The organism is Stenotrophomonas sp. 704A1, assembly GCF_030549525.1.
Taxonomy (GTDB): domain Bacteria; phylum Pseudomonadota; class Gammaproteobacteria; order Xanthomonadales; family Xanthomonadaceae; genus Stenotrophomonas; species Stenotrophomonas tuberculopleuritidis.
The window spans coordinates 124285-140584 of sequence record NZ_CP130831.1; the positions used below are offsets into that span (position 1 = coordinate 124285).

A 16300-nucleotide genomic window follows, 5' to 3' on the forward strand; every position below is an offset into this window, starting at 1 on the left:
ACCCGCCGCGTGGCTGAGGTAGCCTGACCCTCTACCGATCACCTCCAAGGACCGACCATGCCCGAGATGGATATCAACGCGGCGGCCAATGAAGTCGTTGCCCTGTTGCGGCAGAACGACGCGCGCGGTGCCGCCGCCCGCCTGGACGCCCTGCACGACGGCCAGAGCGTGGTGGTGCAGGAATCGCTGGACCGCTACATCGCGGCGCGTGCCGCCACCGAACTCGAGGCGTTGCGACGCAGCGGTGGCGGCGCGGACGCCGCCACGGTAGGCCCGATGCTGGATCGGCTGGGCGAGGCGACGCGCCCGCCGCGGATGCCCGATGCTGCGGAGACTGCCGGCCTGAGCCAGGCCCAGCAGTACGACGTCTACGGCAGCATCGTGGCCCAGCGCGGCAACACCGCGGCGAACGATGCAATGGCAACCCAGGACCGCGTGGTGCTGGGGCTGCGCGACGAGAACCGCACGACCGACGCACGCGGGCGCGGTGTCTATGACGACCGCATCGTGGTGCTGTGGAAGGACGCGCAGGGCCACGGCCATGTGCGGGAGTTCAACCAGGCCACCACCGAGCCGACCGCCCAGTACGACGGTCATGCCAAGACCACGCCGCGCAGTCCGGGCTTTGCCAACGTGGCACCGCGCACCAAGACCGAAGGCGAGGACGTCAACGGCGACCGGGTCAGGGACCTCGGGCGCCTGGGCGAAGGCACCACCGAGATGCGCGCGACCACCCATCCGCGCCATGGCCATCCCGATGAGTTCGCGCTGCGCCCCTCGCAGGACGCGATCACCGCCGGCACCGGTCGCGTGGAACGCGACAGCAATGGCGATGGCTGGTTCGATGCGCGCGACACCCAGGGCGTGCAGGACCTCAACGACACCTTCAAGATCCATCGTGGCAGCCGATCCAACACGGATTCGGCGGGCTGCCAGACCATTGGCGGTGGCGAGTACGACGACTTCGTGTCGACCGTGCGCGGCACGCCCGGGCAGCACCGTTGGCAGTACGTGCTGACCTCGGTTGCACCCGGCCAGGCGCGCGAGCTGGGGCAGGACGTGCCGCTCGCGTCCAATGACGACCCCCGTCAGCCGCAGCATCGCGACCACGCCCTGCAGCAGCAGATCAGTACGCGCCTGCAGGCCCTGGGCGGACGCTACGCCGAACACGCCGAGGCCTACAGCCTGGTGATGCTGCGCGAAGCGAAGGCGGCCGGCATCACCCAGGTCGACCAGATCGTGGCCAGCAACCCCAGCGCGGGCCGTGCGGCGGGCGAGACGCTGTTCCTGGTGCAGGGCAGCCCGGGTGATCCGGCGGCGTTGCGAGCAGGCGTCAATGCGGCCGAGGTCCGCGACACCGCGGTGGAAACCAGCCTGCGCCAGTTGCAGCAGCAATCGCGCGAACAGCCGGCCGCCGTGCCGGTTCCGGCACAGCAGCAGGAAGCACCGGCAATGGGAGGACGTTGAGCGATGGTCCGCCTTCCTCTCATGCCCGGTCTGCCGTTGGTGCTGCTGCTGGCGTGCAGTGCGTGTGCACCTGCCGGCGAGCCCAGCGCTGCGGCTCCTGCTGCCTCGCCTGCCGCAGCGCCCACCGCGCCAGCCCCATCATCCCCGTCATCCGATCGCGGCCTGCCTGCGCTGCCGGAAGCGTCCGGCAGCGCGCATGCCGGTGGCCATCACGGTCCGCTACCCGAGCCCGCCCGGCGGGTACTGCAGCAGTTGAAGTGCGACGTGGCCGACGCGCACGACGTGCTGTTGTTTCCGATTCCGGGGCAGCAGGGCGGGTCGAATCTCATGGTGACCGACAGGAGTGGACCGCGCTTCCGTTACTGGCTGCGCGCGTTCTCCGGCGGTGGCGGAAAAACCGGCTATCTGGTGCAGCTGAAGGGGTGCCCGGCCAGCACCACCGGCATGCGTGCGTATATCGCCGAGGGCACCGGACCGCTGCAGGACGTCACCGCAGCACTGCTGGCGCAGTCCGGCCTGCCGGATGCCGCAGCATTGTCGGCCTACCAGGACAGGGGCGCGGGTGACCTGTTCGCTTTCACCGGGCAGTTGGACAAGGTGCCGGTGCTGCGCTGGGTGCTCGAGGCTGATCCGGAACAGCCGCTGGCCGAGGATGCACGCACGTTCGACCATGGCAACGCCGTCCATGCCGGTTTCCTGCGCTGGAACCAGGATCATTTCGAGGTGACACCGACCGTCCCCGCAGCACTATGGCCGTGCAACGATGGACCGTTGCTGCCGTGCACCGACGACCCGTTCGTTGTCGGCCGCTGAGGCCGCACCGGCCCGGACATCGGCGATGCGCGGAATCAGACGCTGCGGATGGGCCCACCACGCCGCGCTCGGGGTCGATCCCGGGTGCAGCCGGCGCGGCGAAGGTGCCACTGCGCCGGGGCCCCTACCGTTCGTCGGCCCATGACGTCCGGGGGGTTGACTACAGCTGTCGTCACGGCGACAGTGGCGACACGTGTAGTCAAGGGAGTGGTGTCATGCGTGGCAAGACCATCGGGGACCAGGAACTGGCCCTGCTGCAGTACATTGATGAACATGCGCCGGCCACGGTCGGCGAGGTCGCCAGTGGCTATGGCGAGGCCCGTGGCCTGGCCCGCTCCACCGTGCTGACGATGATGGAGCGGCTGCGCGCGAAGGGATACCTTCAGCGCCGGCAGCAGGACGGCGTCTACCGCTACCAGGCCACCCGCGGCCCGGAGAGCGTGCTGCAGGGCGCCGTGGCCCAGTTCGTCGACAACACCCTGCAGGGCTCGGTGTCGCCGTTCGTGGCCTACCTGTCGCAGCGCCAGCAGGTCAGCGACAACGAGCTGGCCGAGCTGGAAGCGCTGGTCGCCCAACTCCAATCGCGCCGCCACGAGGGCTGAGCCATGGACACCACGATGCTGATCCCGATGTTGGAACGGCTGGGCTGGACCAGCCTGCAGACCGTGCTGCTGGTCGCCCTGGTATACGGCCTGTGCCGCGCGCTGCCGTCGCTGTCGGCGGCCACCCGCTGCCGTCTGTGGTGGCTGGTATCGCTGCAGGCGGTGCTGGGCCTGTTCTGGAGCCAACCGCTGCAGCTGGCCTGGCTGCCCGCGCCGCAGGCGGTGGCGATGAGCGCTACCGATCTGGCTGCCGATGCGATCTACCCGATGGCGCCGGAGCTGTCGGCGCAGGTCCTGGCCACCGCACCGATGGCAAAGACCCTGGACCTTGCCGCATCGATGGCCGCAGGCACTGCACCGGTGGCGTGGTGGGCGCTGGCCTTGGCGGCGCTGTGGCTGTCGGGCGTGCTGGTGATGGCATGGCGTACCTTCGGCGAATGGCGGCAGTGCCGCGCGCTGCTGGCTGCCGCGCATCCCTGCGACGATGCCGCCCTGGTGCAGGCGCTGCAGCTGGCTGCCGACGCCCATGGCCTGCGCCGCGCGCCACGCCTGTGGATGAGCGGACAGGTGGACGCGCCACAGCTGGTCGGACCGTTCCGTCCGGTGCTGCTGCTGCCGGCCGGCGACAACGCGCTGCAGGGCGATGCGCTGGATCTGGCGCTGACCCACGAGCTGCAGCACCTGCAGCGCCGCGATCTGCAGTGGGGCCTGCTGCCGGCGCTGGCGCAGCACCTGTTCTTCTTCCACCCGCTGCTGCGCCTGGCCGTGCGCGAATACGCACAGGCCCGCGAAGAAGCCGTGGATGCCGCCGTGGTCGGCCAGCACGGTGCCAGCCGCCACGCCTATGGCCGGCTGCTGCTGCAGCTGGGTGTGGCCCCGCAGCCGCACCTGGGCGTGGCCAGCGCGGCGCCGAGCACCACCAGCCTGAAGCGCCGCCTGCTGTGCCTGCAACCGCGTCGCGCTTGCCCGCGCCTGCTCGCCATCGGTCTGACCGTGGCGGTGCTGGCGGTGGGCGTGGCGCCGATGCGGCTGGTGGCCGCACCGGTTCCGCCCGCCCCGCCGGCGCCGCCCCGCGCGATTCCCGCTCCGCCGCCGGCCCCGCCTGCGCCGCCTGCGCCGCTTGCCGCCCGCATTCCCGCAGTGCCGGTCGAGCCGGCGGAACCGGCAGAACCGGCAGAGCCCGAGGAACCGGCAGAGCCGGCCGACATGACCGGCCCGGATGACAGTGAGGTGGGTGACAGCCACGACGGCGCCGGGGTGGATGAGGACCTTGGCCGCACCCACTCGACGTCGCGCACGACCTCCATCACCACGTACGGCCAGCTCGATCTGGGCAAGGCTCCGGCCCAGGCCTTTGTGCTGGTCGATGGCGATTCGACCTTCGCCAATGGCGGTATCGAGGATGTGGAACTGGCGCGTCGCCAGCTCGGCAATGGGCCGGCGCTGTGGTTCCGCCAGGGTGATACGCGGTACGTGGTGCGCGACCCGATGCTGATCCAGACCCTGCAACGTGCCTACCGTGGCGCCGTGGACCTGGGCCGCCAGCAGAGTGACCTGGGCCGCCAGCAGAGTGCGCTGGGTCAGCGGCAGAGTGTGCTGGGGCGCCAGCAGAGCGAGTTCGCACGCAGCATTGCCCGCGATGCCACGCGGGGGGCGCAGCGCGCGATGCGGGACCTTGACATCAACCGCGAGGCGGCGGCCGAAGCGGCGCAGGCCGCCGCCGAGGACGTGCAATCGGCGCGCAGCCGTGACATCAGCCGTCTGGCGAACCAGCAGGCCGAGCTGGCCCATCGGCAAGCGGCGCTGGGCAGCCAGCAGGCCGCGCTGGGCGAACGCCAGGCGCAGCTGCAGGCACAGGCCACGGCGCAGGTGAAGCAGGTGATCGCCCGCGCGATGGCCAGCGGCAAGGCCCAGCAGCTCTGACAGCGCGATGGCGCCGGGCCATGCCCGGCGAGCGCAGCGGCGCGCATGTGAATGGAATCCGCCGGGTATGGCCCGGCGGCTGCCCCATCAACCGCAGCTGGCGCGCTCGATCCGGTTCTGCGCGTCCACCTGCACGGTCACCCGGTCCTGGCGGAAATCCATGGTGACCGCCATGCCTGGCTTCACCACCCGCGCATTGCGGGCGCCGCTGTCGGCCACCAGCTTCTTGATCGTGGCCTCGTCGGCGGTCTTGCCGGTAAACGCATCCAAAGCTTCCGGACGGCACTCCTGCGGGCCATCGGAGACCTTGGCAGGCAGGCTGCCGTCACCGGCGGTACTACGGGTGGCGCTGCCGCCGCCGGCATGGCTGCAGGCGGCCAGCGGCAGGAGGGTGGCCAGCAGCAACAGGGATGAAGGACGCATCGGCACGGCTCCGGCTGAAGGGTGAACCGGCAGTGTCGCCGCCGCGCGTGTCAGCGGTGTCAACGCCGGCTGAACCCCGACCGCGTGCCGCTGCGGCCACGGCTCCGTTCAGGGCTGCACCAGCGCCAGCGTTTCCCGCTCGCGCTGTTCCTCGCGCACCAGTCGCTGCAGCAGCAGGGCCAGGGTCACCACGTCCTGGTGGTTGTGGTCGGCCACCCGGCGCAGGTTCACCGCATCGCCGCCGCGCAGGTAACGCAGCCACGCACCGGGCGCTTCCGAACCGGGCAGGTCGTCCTCGCGCACCACCCGCAGCAGCTGCCGTTCAATGGTGGACAGCTTGCAGTTCTCCCATGTGCCGCGATAGCGGCGGCGGGTGGGGTAGAGCAGATCGACATGGTCCAGCGCGGTGATCGGGCACCGCTGGCGGGCCAGGCGGTAGCGGGTCTTCAGCAGCGGCGCATCGTAGCTGCGGCCGTTGTAGCTGCAGAACACGGTCTGTGGCCGCAACCAGCCGGCAAACGTGGACAGCATCGCGTCCTCGGCCGCCATGGTGGACATCAGCAGCTGGCGGATGCGCAGGCCTTCGCCGCGTTGCGGGCAGGCATGCCAATCGGCGGCGCCGATCATGAAGGCGCGCGTGCCGGTGCCCCCGGCCAGCCCGGTGGTTTCGGTATCGAAGAACAGCAGGTCGCGCGCAGCCACGCACTCGCCGTCGCGGCGGGCGAAGTCCAGCGACAGCGGCTGCGCCGGAATCGCCTGCGGCAGCAGTGATTCGATCAGGAACAGGCCCGGCGCGATCTCCTCGCCCGGCAGCCTGCGATCCTGTGCACTGGCGCGCACCGGTGCCGGGCCGCCGCGCGAGCGCAGGCCGAGCAGGCGATGCAGGCCGCCCACCTCGGGCCGGCGCAGCGTTGCCGGTGCCGGTGCCGCCGCACCGGTCGGCTTGTGGCGGATTTCCTGTTCCACCCAGGCGAACACCGAGCGCTCGGCGGGCGGCTGCCCTGCATCGTTGGCCGCCACCGGGGCCTCCGCGGGGCGCGGCGCTTCCACCATGGCCGGCGCGCTGGCCTTCGGGTCACCGGCCTGCTTCCGCAGCAGGCGCAGCTTGTCCAGACTCAGGCTCACGGGGCCAGCAGCTCCATCGGGTCGCGCGTAGTCACCACCACGTCGGGCACGTGCTGGCAGGCCTGCGCATCGAACAGGTCCAGCACGCGCAGCGCCAGCGCACGCGGCGAGGTCTCATCTTCTTCCTGCGCAGCCAGTACCGGGCCCACGCAGGCCGGGCAGCCGGCCTTGCAGTCGCAGCGCTGCACCAGTTCGCGCGCGCGCTGCACCAGTTCGGCCTGGCGCTGCCACAGCGGCTCGCTGAGGCCGACGCCGCCGGGGAAGTTGTCGTACAGGTACACGGTGGGCACGAACTCCTGCAGCAGTTCCACCACGCCGGGGTCGCCCTCGCTGCCGCGCAGCTGGCCGCGGCCGCTCTGGTCGGCGATCGCGAACCAGGAACCATCGCCGTTGCCGACCGACTTCTGCAGGTCGCGCGCATCGGCCATCACCGCCACGGTGGCGACGATGTGCAGCGCGTAGGCCGCACCCAGGAAACCATCCAGCGCATCCTGCTTGCTGGCGAACGCGCGCAGCAGCAGCGCCTGCGGCAGCTGCCACCACACCGCGGTGGTGTGCAGTTCCTGATCGGGCAGGTTCACCGGCCCATAGCCGATGTTCTCGTGGGTGTAATAGCGGATCTTCTTGTAGCCGGCCACGCGGCGCACCACGTGCACTTCGCCATGGTGCGAATCGCCACGGCCGGCCACGCCGCCATCGAAACGGTCCAGCACCTTGAGCTTGGTGAAGTCGATGCTGTCGGTGTAGTAGTCCACGTGGGTGCGGGTGACGTAGGCCTTGCGGCCTTCCCAGTCCAGCGTTTCCACCTGGTACGGGGTGGACTGCACCATGTGGATGGCGCCTTCGTACAGGGTGAGCGCGGCGGCGGAATAGTCGACCTCGGCGATGATCTGCTGGCGGCCATCGCTGCGGTCGACCACCACGAAGTTGCCGTCGGCCACCGCGCGCAGGCTGACCGCGTTGGCCGGATAGCTGTCGGCGATCCATTCCCAGCGCTCGCCTTCGCGGTGGATCACCTCGGTTTCGGCCAGTGCTTCCAGGAACACTTCCGGGTCGATCGGGCCGAAGCCATCGCCGACCCGGAACGGCAGCTCGAAGGCGGCGCAGCGGATGTGGTCGAACAGGATCAGTGGCTGGTCCGGGGCGATGCGCGCGTGCTCAGGCGACGCTTCGGCGAAGAAGTCCGGATGCCGCACCACGTACTGGTCCAGCGGTTGCGAGCTGGCCACCATCACGCCGAGTGCGGGCTGCTGGCGGCGGCCGGCACGGCCGAAGCGCTGCCAGGTGGCGGCCACGCTGCCCGGGTAGCCATTGAGGATGACCACGTCCAGGCTGCCGATGTCCACGCCCAGTTCCAGCGCCGAGGTGCTGACGATGCCGTCGATGGTGCCGGCGCGCATCGCGCGCTCGGTCTCGCGGCGTTCGGTGGGCAGGTAGCCACCGCGGTAGGCGCGGATGCGTGGCGGCTTGCGCGGGTCATGGTCGAAGATGTCCTTCAGGTACTTGGTCAGCACCTCCACCATCAACCGGGTCTGCGCGAACACCAGGGTCTTCAGTCCCGACTTGATCGCGATGCGGGCGATGCGGTTGCTCTGCGAGCGCGCCGAGGCGCGCAGGCCCAGGTCGGGGTTGACCACCGGCGGGTTCCACAGCAGCACCTGCTTGGGCCCGCTGGGCGCGCCGGACTCGGTGATGGCGGTGACCGGCGCCTCGATCAGTGCCTCGGCATGCGCCTGCGGGTTGCCGATGGTGGCCGAGCACAGGATGAACTGCGGTTGCACCCCATAGAACGCGCAGATGCGCTTGAGCCGGCGCAGCACGTTGGTGACGTGGCTGCCGAACACGCCACGGTAGGTATGCACTTCGTCGATGACGACGTAACGCAGGTTCTCGAAGAACTGTGCCCACTTGGTGTGATGCGGCAGGATTGCCTGGTGCAGCATGTCCGGGTTGGATACCACGATGTCGCCGTGCAGGCGGATGGCCTGGCGCGCGTCGCCGGGGGTATCACCGTCGAAGGTGAAGGCCTTCACCCCCAGATCGCCGGCGCGGTTGAGCTCCAGCAGTTCGGCCACCTGGTCCTGGGCCAGCGCCTTGGTCGGGAACAGGTACAGCGCCTTGGCCTTGTCCTGCATCGCCGCGCTGACCACCGGCAGGGTGTAGCACAGCGATTTGCCGCTGGCGGTGGGGGTGACGATGGCCACATGTTCGCCGCGCTGGCTGGCGTCCCAGGCCTCGGCCTGGTGGCTGTACAGCTGCTCGATGCCACGTGCCTTCAATGCGCCGGCCAGGGCCGGTGGCACCGTAGCGGGAATCGGTGCGTAGCGGCCCTCGCGGCCGGGGATGGCGAAGCTGCCGGTGATGCGGTCCTGGTAGCGGCGCTGCAGACGTGCACTGAGCAGCGCTCCGTCGCGGGCGGGCAGGCCATCGCGGGTGGCGAGCTTCTGCTCCGCATCGGCGGTGCGCTTGGCGAGTTCGTAGGCCATGGAAGGTGGAGCCGGGACGTAAATCGAGGGGTCACATGGCACCACATCCACGTCTCAGGATGTGAGACACCGGGATGGGACGGAGTGAACCGTTCAGTGCGCGCGGAACGGCGCATCAGAGCATCGCCCCTGGCTGAACGGCCAACGCCGCAGCAACGAAATCTGAAGCCGGCGTCCGTATCCTTGAGTCCTGGACGCAACCAACAGGGTGGATGGCTGTGGCACGACGTGGAATGCAGGGAGCACTCCTGGCCGGCATGCTGCTGGCCGGCATCGCGCAGGCGCAGCAGGCCGCGCCGGTAGCCGTGACCGACCCAGCGCCCGCCCCTCCTGCAGAGGCACCGGCGGCAACCACCGCGCCGATCTCCACCGCCCTGCCGCAGGACAACGTCACCACCCTCGGCGAAGTGCGTGCGCTCAGGCCCGAGGATGAGCCGCTGGACCTGTACCGCTTCAAGAACCCGGTGAAGTTCGGCGACAACCGCTTCAGCCGCGACTGGAGCGAACCGCCGTCGCCGGAGCAGGTCAGCATGAGCGGCGGCTACATCGTAATGGGGGTGGTGAAGGGCGTGATGGCGGCCGTCAATGGCATCAACAAGCTTACCGGCGGTCCGGAGCAGATCCAGGCAGCGATCGCACGGCCACCGCCGGAATTCAGTGCCGAACAGCAGCAGCGTGCGCTGCGCTTCTCCCAGCAGCAGGAATCCGGTGATGCGTCGCCGGTGAAGTAGACCGGTATATCCTTCGGCCTCCGCCATGGAGGTTGCTGCCATGTTCCTGCGTTCGTTCTGCCTGCTGGCCACGTGGCTGCCGGTCTCCGCCTTCGCCGCCGACATCGCCGGTGAGGGTGCCTGCCGCAACGGCGCGTTCCCGTCTGAACAGAGCCGGTTCGCGCTGGCACGTGTGGTCGAGGCACCGCGCCTGTACCTGCTCGGTGACATGGACGGCTGCCCGGCCAAGGGCGAGCCGGCCTGCCGCCAGCGCAGCTATGTGGTCAACGGCGATACGGTGGTGACCGGGCGCGACCTCGGCCGCTACCGTTGCGCGTTCTTCCCGAACAAGGTGGGCGGCAGTGCCGGGTGGGTCGACCGCAGCAAGCTGCAGCCGTTGCCGGTGGCGGTGCCAACGCTGAAGGACTGGGCAGGCGACTGGAAAGATGGCGACAACGGCCTGCGCATCACCGTGCAGGGCGGGCAGCTGCATGTGGAGGGTGACGCCTACTGGCCCTCCGCCAACCCGACGCCGGAACAGCGCCCGTATGGGCCCAACCTGGGCCAGGTGGAAGCGCGCGCGACGCCGCAGGGTGCCGATGTCGAGTTCGTTGAGGACACCTGCAAGGTGCGCGTGCATTCGCTGGGCGAGGTGCTGATCGTGGCCGACAACAGCGAATGCGGTGGCATGAACGTGCGCTTCAATGGTGTGTACCGGCGCGCCCGGTAGCTCCCCGCCATGCTTGGATGCTGCCTGCGATCCAATCGATGCGGTCAGCGCCGCCGTTCCAGCCACCACAGCAGTGATGCGCACAACACGAACGCCAGCCACCACGGCCAGCGTGAGCCCGCCACGGGTTGCATCGCCGACGCGTTCGCCGACGTACTGGAGGCCAACGCCTGTGTGGTCGCATCGATCATCGCCTGTCGATGCAGTGCGGGTGCGTCCTTCGGGTCGAACACATAGCGCCAGACAACGCTGTCGCCATGCTGCAGGCGTTGCCAGCCTGCCTCGCGGGGCCACCAGCCGGCGCAGCGCAGGGACGAGGTTGCGCCGTCGACGATCAGCGGCACGCCGCCGCCACGCGGGTTGAAGGCCTGCAGCGGCGCCTGCGCGCCACACAGCGCCTGCCGTTCGCCGGCCCAGGCAATCGCCTGTGGTGACCACAGCGCATCATCGCTGCCCTGCGCGCGTGCCAGCGTGGCGACCACGCCGCTCCACAGTTCGCCGTGGCGGTCGTCGCGCCCGGCCAGCACCCAGCGCCAGCTGTCGGTCAACGGCAGCAGGCCGATGCGGCCCTTGCCGGCCGCGCGCCAGCCGCCGATGGCATTGCCAGCACCATCCTGCAGCAGCGCGCTGCTGCCCGGCACCTGCAGCGCAAGGGCTTCCAGCGCGGGCAGGGCGGCTCCGTGCGAGCTGCGGTCGGCCTCTTCGCCGTAGCCGGTCGGCAACGTGCCGGCGGCGAGCGGGCCACGTCGTGCGGCGAGGATCGCGCTGTCACCATCGCCGGGAAGCTCAAGGGGGCGGCTGCTGCCATCGCCCTGCACCGGCAGGCCCAGATCGCGCAGGCGCTGGCGCGCGCTGGCCGAAGGTGCGCCCGCACTGCGTACCAGCACGCCCAGTCCCTCGCGCAGCGCCTGGCGCACGGCGGCCAGCTGGCCCGCACTCAATGCCGCCAGGCTGCGCTCGTCCAGCAGCAGCAGATCGCTGCGCGTCAGCGATGCTGCATCGATCGCCACCGCGCCATCGCCGACGCTGAGTCCGGCCCCGGTATCGGCCTGCACCTGCACACGGATGCCGGCATCGGCCGCCCAGCGGCGCAGGTACTTCAGCTCTGGCCCCGGCGCGCTGGCGCGCACCAGCAGGCGCAGCGGTGCGGCCGGCAGGGTCTGCTGCGGCACCGGTACGCTGTCGACCACCTGCCCATCGGCATCGAGCAGGCGCAGCCGGAACACGCTGCGCCCTTCGGCGCGGGCAATGCCACTGAGCTGCACGTGGCCTTCTTCGGCCACGTCCGCGCGATCGACCACGCTGCCGGCGGGGTCGAGCAGCTCGGCCTTCGCCGTTGTCACGCCGCGCGCCTGTGCCTGCACCTCGAAGCGCGCGCCGGGCGCGACATCGGCCGGGGGCTGCAATGCGATCCAGCCGCGCGGGACAGGTGGGGCCTGCCACCGTACATCCGGCGGCAGCACCGCGTCGCGGTCACGCGCGGCCAGGCCCGCACCGACCAGCGTCAGCGTGGACGCCGGATGCTGGCGCAGCGCGGTGGCCAGGTCGGGAACGCGCAGTGCGCCCGGCACCCCGGCAGCTTCCGGCAACAGCAACAGCGGGCCTTCGCTGGCCGGGAGTGCGCCAGCCTTGTCGGCTTCCCCGCCCAGCACGACCAGGCCGGCCGCCGGCTGCTGGCGGGTGGGCGGTACCAGGCAGAAATACAGCAGCGCGGCGGCAACGACCTGCAGCCCGATCACGATCCAGCGGCGGCCAGGCTGCGCGGTGCTGCCACGCAGCTGGCGCACGCTGGCGATGGCCACGACCACCGCGAGTGCCAGCGCAATCCACAGGTTTGCAGCGGAGGCGTTCATGGCTGCTTCTCCAGCGCATCAAGGTAGCGCTGGCCCATCGCATCGGCCGCACTGCGCCGCATCGCCTGCGGCAGGGGACGCTGCAGGGCGCGCCACAGCTGCGCGCGCAGGCGCTGGCGGCAGTCGTCGCAACCGGGTTCGATGCGCAGCTGCTCGATCGCGGCAGCCAGATCGAGCGCATCCGGCAGGTAGGCGGCGTTGCGCTGCTGCCAGGCCGCAAGCGCATCCAGATCCGGCGTGCCGGTGCCATCGCCGAGGCGCTGCCAGGCCTCGACGATAGCCGGGTCCGGCGGCGTGCGCGCGGTCAACGGCAGTTCGCGGCTGGCCAGTCCGGCGCGGTCACCGCCGAGGCGACGGCCTTCATCGATCGGCGGCAGCTCCGGTCCGACCCGGGCCAGGTAGATGCGCTCGGCCTGTTGCACCTGCTTGATGAAGCCCAGTGCCTTGTAGGCAAACGGCAACGCCTGCTCTGGCCGGCCCTGGCGCAGTTCGCCCTCGGCCGACCACATCTGGTCCAGCGCGGCCTTCAAGGTGGCGCGGGTCTGCGGATCGAGCAGGGTGGCCGCCTCGGCGTGGTCATGGGTGTGGCCGTACTCGGAGAGCACATCGGTGGCGCTGCCGAACACCGGCGGCGTATCGGCGTCGGCAGCCTTGCCACCGTGATCATGGCCATGGTCGTCATGCGCGCCGGCGCCATGGTCGTGATCATGATCGTCATCAGGGTCGTCTGCCGGCATGTCGCTGGTGGGCAGGTCGCTGGTGGGCGGCGGCTTCGGTGCGCCTTCGCTCTCCTCGCCCAGGAACTGGCCATAGCGCAGGCGCAGGATGCGCTGGTCGACACCGATCGCATCGCTGCGCTTCACCACGTCCTCGGCGGCCAGGCTGCGCCGCTGCCGGATCAGCGCTTCGGCATCGATGATGATCTGCCGCTGGCTGCGGAAGTAGGCCGGCAGGGTCTTCTTGATGCGACCCTCCAGTTCGGCACCGAGTGCGACCTCGGCGCTGGGCAGGCGCAGGATCACGCTGCTGCTGCGCCCGGTCTGCGGCGCGGGTGTGTGGTTGTCGCGTACTTCCAGCTGGGCGATCACATCGTTGCCCGGCTGCGCGCCCAGTGCAGCAAGGTCGAGCGTATGCGCGAAACGCCGCGCGGTCGCCTCGCCGCTCCCGGTGAGGCCCACACTGCGGCGAACGAAGGTGATGTTCTCGCCGCTGCCCTGGGTGAGGGTGACCGACAGCGTTGCCTGCGCGGCCACGCCATAGTCATCGCTGGCCTCGAAGCGCAGTGCCCACTGCCGTTGCCCGGGCGAGCCCAGCACCAGGCTGGCAGCCGGTTCCAGCACGCGCACGCTGGGCGCGCGGTCGGCCACCACGTCCAGCCGGTGCAGGCGGGTTTCGGCCAGGGCCGGTTCGCTCACCACGCGGTACAGCACCGGCGTGCGTGCCACGTCCTGTGCCTGCCATTGGCCATCGTGCGCGCGCAGCGGCAGCCGGCGACCGTCGTGGAACTGCAGCCATGCCCGGTCCGGCGCGCGGTCGAAGCGCAATGACCACGACAGCTTGCTGCCGGCGGCGACCTTGGCATCCAGTGTGCTCTGGGTGAGCGTGGCCTGCCCGGTATAGGCCGGCGCGTCGATACGCAGGCGGGTGGACTGCAGATGCAGCGGACCCGCGGCAGGGCTGCCACCGGCTGCCGTGGCATGGGGCGGCGCCGTGCCGGGGCCGGAACGTGGCCAGCCGAGTACCAGCAGCGCCATGGCGATGCCTGCCGTCCAGCACAGTGCCAGTGCGGCGCGCGGCCAGCGTGGACGCAGCTCCGGCATCGCGTGTTCCAGCGTGGCCAGCACATGCTCGCGCTGGCGCCGTTGCAGCGGATTGAGGGTGGCGGCGTCTGCGAACAGCAGGTCGGCGCTGTCTTCGCTGGTGCCGCTGGCATCGAGCCGACGCTGCAGCCACTGCCGGTCCAGCCGACGGGCGAGCGCGGTGGCGAGGGCGGCGCAGGCCAGCAGGCTGACCGTTCCGACCACGCAGGCGATGTCGAAGCCCGCCAGGCGCAGCGCCAGCACCGTCGCGGCCAGCGCCCATGGAAGGCCCAACAGCAGGACGATGAGGGCGCGCCGACGGCGTGCACGTTGCCAGGCGCGGTGCAGCGGGCTCATGCGACGCCCCGGCGACGCGCACTGCTGGCCATCCAACGCTCCAGCGCGAACAGCAGCACGATGGCCAGCAGCAGCCAACCGGTCAGCTCACGCAGCGGAGCTGCTGCTGCGGGCAAGGCCGCCTGACGGGGTGTCTGGTCCTGTGCATCGCCCAGGCGAGGCGACGGCAGCGGTTGCAGGGCCAGCAGCAGGTTGCGCGGCAACTGCGGATCACGCAGCGCGGCGTTGCTGGCAGCACTCCACTCGCCCGGCAGTGACAGCAGGCGGCCAAGGCCGACACGCTGCTGCCACAACAGCGGCACGCCTTCGTCGCTGCGTAGCAGGACCTGGGCCTCGGTGCTGGGCCTGGCCGCGCTCAGCACGCTGCCACCGTCGCGCAACCAGGCCAGCCAGTTCGCCGGCATTGTGTCGTTGCGGCTCCATACCCCGATCTCACCGCGTTCGGGCAGGGCATCCACGGCCAGCGGCGTGGGCAGTGATTGCACGCCCCACGCGCGCTGCAGTGCGTTCAACCAGTGCTGGGCCGTGGCCGACGCCTCGCCGTGAACGCGCAGCCGCGGCGGTGCGGCTGCGGTCTGCGGCGGTGTGACCGGCATCGGCTGCGTGTGCCATTGCACGTCGCGCGACAGCTGCAGGCGGGCGCCATCCAGGCCGGGCAGGGGATCGGGAACGTGCACGGTCAACGCGGTGCCAGCGGGCAGCTGCGCGTCCAGTTCGCGCAGCAGGCTGGGCAGGGATGCAGTGGATGCAGGTGGCACTTGATCAACGGCCGGGAAGCCGGGCGCCAGCCAATGCCAGTTGCCCGCTTCGGCGGCGCCACGTAGTGCGGTCGCGTCCAGCCCTGGAGCAACAACCGTCCACGCGGTGGGGGCTGGCGCAGGTCCGGTCAATGCAGGTCGTGCCAGCAGCAAGGCCAGCGCGGCCAGCAACAGCAGGCGCACCAGCAGCAGCGGCCAGTCATCGAAGCGGATGCGCTGACGTGGACGGATCTGTGCACGCAGCCAGCGCAGCGCGGCAAAATCCAGCGGTGTGTACGGATGGCGGCGTGCGAGGTGGATCAGCAGTGGCAGCAGCCATGCAGCAAGCGCGGCCAGGCCCAGTGGCAGCAGCAGGGTCATGCACCTCCCCCGCGTCCGAACAGTGCCTGCAGTGACTGGTCCAGCGGCTGGTCGAGCCAACCGGTGGCCGTGGCGATACCGCTGGCCTGCAACCGCGCCTGCAGCGCAGTGCGTGCATCGGTGAAGCGCTGCAGGTAGTCGCTGCGGATCGCTGCACCATCGCCCAGCAGTTCCTCGCCGGTCTCCGGATCGCGGAAGCGATGGCCGGCGTCGAACGGGAAGTCGCGCTCGTCGGCGGTCAGGATCTGCAGCAGCGCCACTTCGCGGCGCGCGCTGGCCAGTTGTTCCAGCAGCGCGATGCCGGCCTCGTCGAAACCATCACCGATCGCCAGCAGCAGGTCACCCGGACGCACGCGCTCCCACAGCGGCCGCAGGCGATCGGCCGCAGGCCAGCCACCGCGTGCCTGCAGGGCATGCAGCTGCAGGTGCACGCGATCACGCTGGCGTGCGCCGCTCGCTGCGGGCACCAGCTGCAGTCCATCGCCATGGATCGCCAGCAGGCCGAAACGGTCGCCTTGCTGCAGGGCCAGCTCGACCAGGCAGGCGGCAACGCCGCGCATGTGGTCCAGCCGCGTGCGCAGCGGCACGGCGCGGTCGGCCTGGCCCGCCGAGGCGGTGGCATCGAGCAGCAGCCAGACCGTGATCGGGCTTTCGCGTTCGGATTCGCGCACGAAGAAGCGGTCCGAGCGTGCGTACAGCTTCCAGTCGATCTGGCGCAGTTCGTCGCCCGGTTCATAGGCGCGGTACTGGGCGAATTCCAGCCCGGCACCGCGGTTGCGGCTGGCATGCTGGCCGATGCCGCTGGCGCCACTGGCCAGGCGGGGCCGCAACCGCAGCAGGCGCAGGCGCGCGCGCAGTTCCGGTGGCAGGGTCAGCGGGGTGCCTGCGTTCACG

13 protein-coding genes are annotated in these 16300 nt (G+C 70.6%); 6 read left to right on the plus strand and 7 right to left on the minus strand.

Translation table 11 applies throughout. The features are described 5' to 3' along the window. The first annotated feature begins 57 nt into the window (after positions 1–57). The 4 genes from Q5Z10_RS00515 to Q5Z10_RS00530 all read left to right on the plus strand — a co-directional run bounded on the left by Q5Z10_RS00515 (position 58) and on the right by Q5Z10_RS00530 (position 4805). Positions 58–1467 (plus strand): XVIPCD domain-containing protein, encoded by a 1410-nt coding sequence (locus tag Q5Z10_RS00515; protein ID WP_303637415.1) that lies wholly within the window; start codon positions 58–60, stop codon positions 1465–1467. Between the two features lie 264 nt (positions 1468–1731). Beyond that, the gene (locus tag Q5Z10_RS00520; protein WP_303637416.1) at positions 1732–2280 is read left to right on the plus strand and encodes a hypothetical protein; all 549 of its coding nucleotides are present in this window, start codon (positions 1732–1734) and stop codon (positions 2278–2280) included. Positions 2281–2495: 215 nt separating this feature from the next. After that, a complete protein-coding gene (locus Q5Z10_RS00525) occupies positions 2496–2882 on the plus strand; it encodes a BlaI/MecI/CopY family transcriptional regulator (protein ID WP_049408930.1) in 387 nt (128 codons plus the stop codon). A gap of 3 nt (positions 2883–2885) precedes the next feature. Further along, entirely contained in the window at positions 2886–4805 is a 1920-nt protein-coding gene (locus Q5Z10_RS00530; RefSeq protein WP_303637417.1) for a M56 family metallopeptidase, read from the plus strand. Positions 4806–4892: 87 nt separating this feature from the next. On the opposite strand, the gene Q5Z10_RS00535 is transcribed toward Q5Z10_RS00530, so the two are convergent. The 3 genes from Q5Z10_RS00535 to Q5Z10_RS00545 form a co-directional block, all read right to left on the minus strand. Beyond that, a complete protein-coding gene (locus Q5Z10_RS00535) occupies positions 4893–5228 on the minus strand; it encodes an I78 family peptidase inhibitor (protein ID WP_303637418.1) in 336 nt (111 codons plus the stop codon). Between the two features lie 108 nt (positions 5229–5336). Beyond that, positions 5337–6353: a ribonuclease H-like domain-containing protein gene (locus Q5Z10_RS00540; RefSeq protein WP_303637419.1), complete on the minus strand. Its 1017-nt coding sequence runs from the start codon at positions 6351–6353 to the stop codon at positions 5337–5339. Continuing rightward, positions 6350–8839 (minus strand): DEAD/DEAH box helicase, encoded by a 2490-nt coding sequence (locus Q5Z10_RS00545; RefSeq protein WP_303637420.1) that lies wholly within the window; start codon positions 8837–8839, stop codon positions 6350–6352. The genes Q5Z10_RS00540 and Q5Z10_RS00545 overlap by 4 nt, the downstream gene beginning before the upstream one ends. A gap of 212 nt (positions 8840–9051) precedes the next feature. Here Q5Z10_RS00545 and Q5Z10_RS00550 point away from each other — a divergent pair, with 212 nt between their 5' ends. Beyond that, on the plus strand, positions 9052–9570 hold the full coding sequence (locus tag Q5Z10_RS00550; RefSeq protein WP_303637421.1) for a hypothetical protein: 519 nt from the start codon (positions 9052–9054) through the stop codon (positions 9568–9570). 40 nt (positions 9571–9610) lie between these two features. Further along, entirely contained in the window at positions 9611–10279 is a 669-nt protein-coding gene (locus Q5Z10_RS00555; protein WP_303637422.1) for a hypothetical protein, read from the plus strand. Between the two features lie 44 nt (positions 10280–10323). Here the strand turns inward: Q5Z10_RS00555 and Q5Z10_RS00560 are convergent, their stop codons facing one another. The 4 genes from Q5Z10_RS00560 to Q5Z10_RS00575 are packed head-to-tail and all read right to left on the minus strand — an operon-like array spanning position 10324 to position 16299. Next, positions 10324–12132, minus strand: coding sequence for a hypothetical protein (locus Q5Z10_RS00560; RefSeq protein ID WP_303637423.1), 1809 nt, complete (start codon positions 12130–12132; stop codon positions 10324–10326). Then, a complete protein-coding gene (locus tag Q5Z10_RS00565; RefSeq protein WP_303637424.1) occupies positions 12129–14288 on the minus strand; it encodes a hypothetical protein in 2160 nt (719 codons plus the stop codon). The genes Q5Z10_RS00560 and Q5Z10_RS00565 overlap by 4 nt, the downstream gene beginning before the upstream one ends. After that, positions 14285–15406 carry a BatA domain-containing protein gene (locus tag Q5Z10_RS00570; RefSeq protein ID WP_303637425.1) on the minus strand — a complete coding sequence of 374 codons (1122 nt, stop codon included), beginning with the start codon at positions 15404–15406 and terminating at the stop codon, positions 14285–14287. Before Q5Z10_RS00570 ends, Q5Z10_RS00565 begins: the two co-directional genes overlap by 4 nt. Next, positions 15403–16299 (minus strand): DUF58 domain-containing protein, encoded by an 897-nt coding sequence (locus tag Q5Z10_RS00575; RefSeq protein ID WP_303637426.1) that lies wholly within the window; start codon positions 16297–16299, stop codon positions 15403–15405. Before Q5Z10_RS00575 ends, Q5Z10_RS00570 begins: the two co-directional genes overlap by 4 nt. Position 16300: the final 1 nt, after the last annotated feature.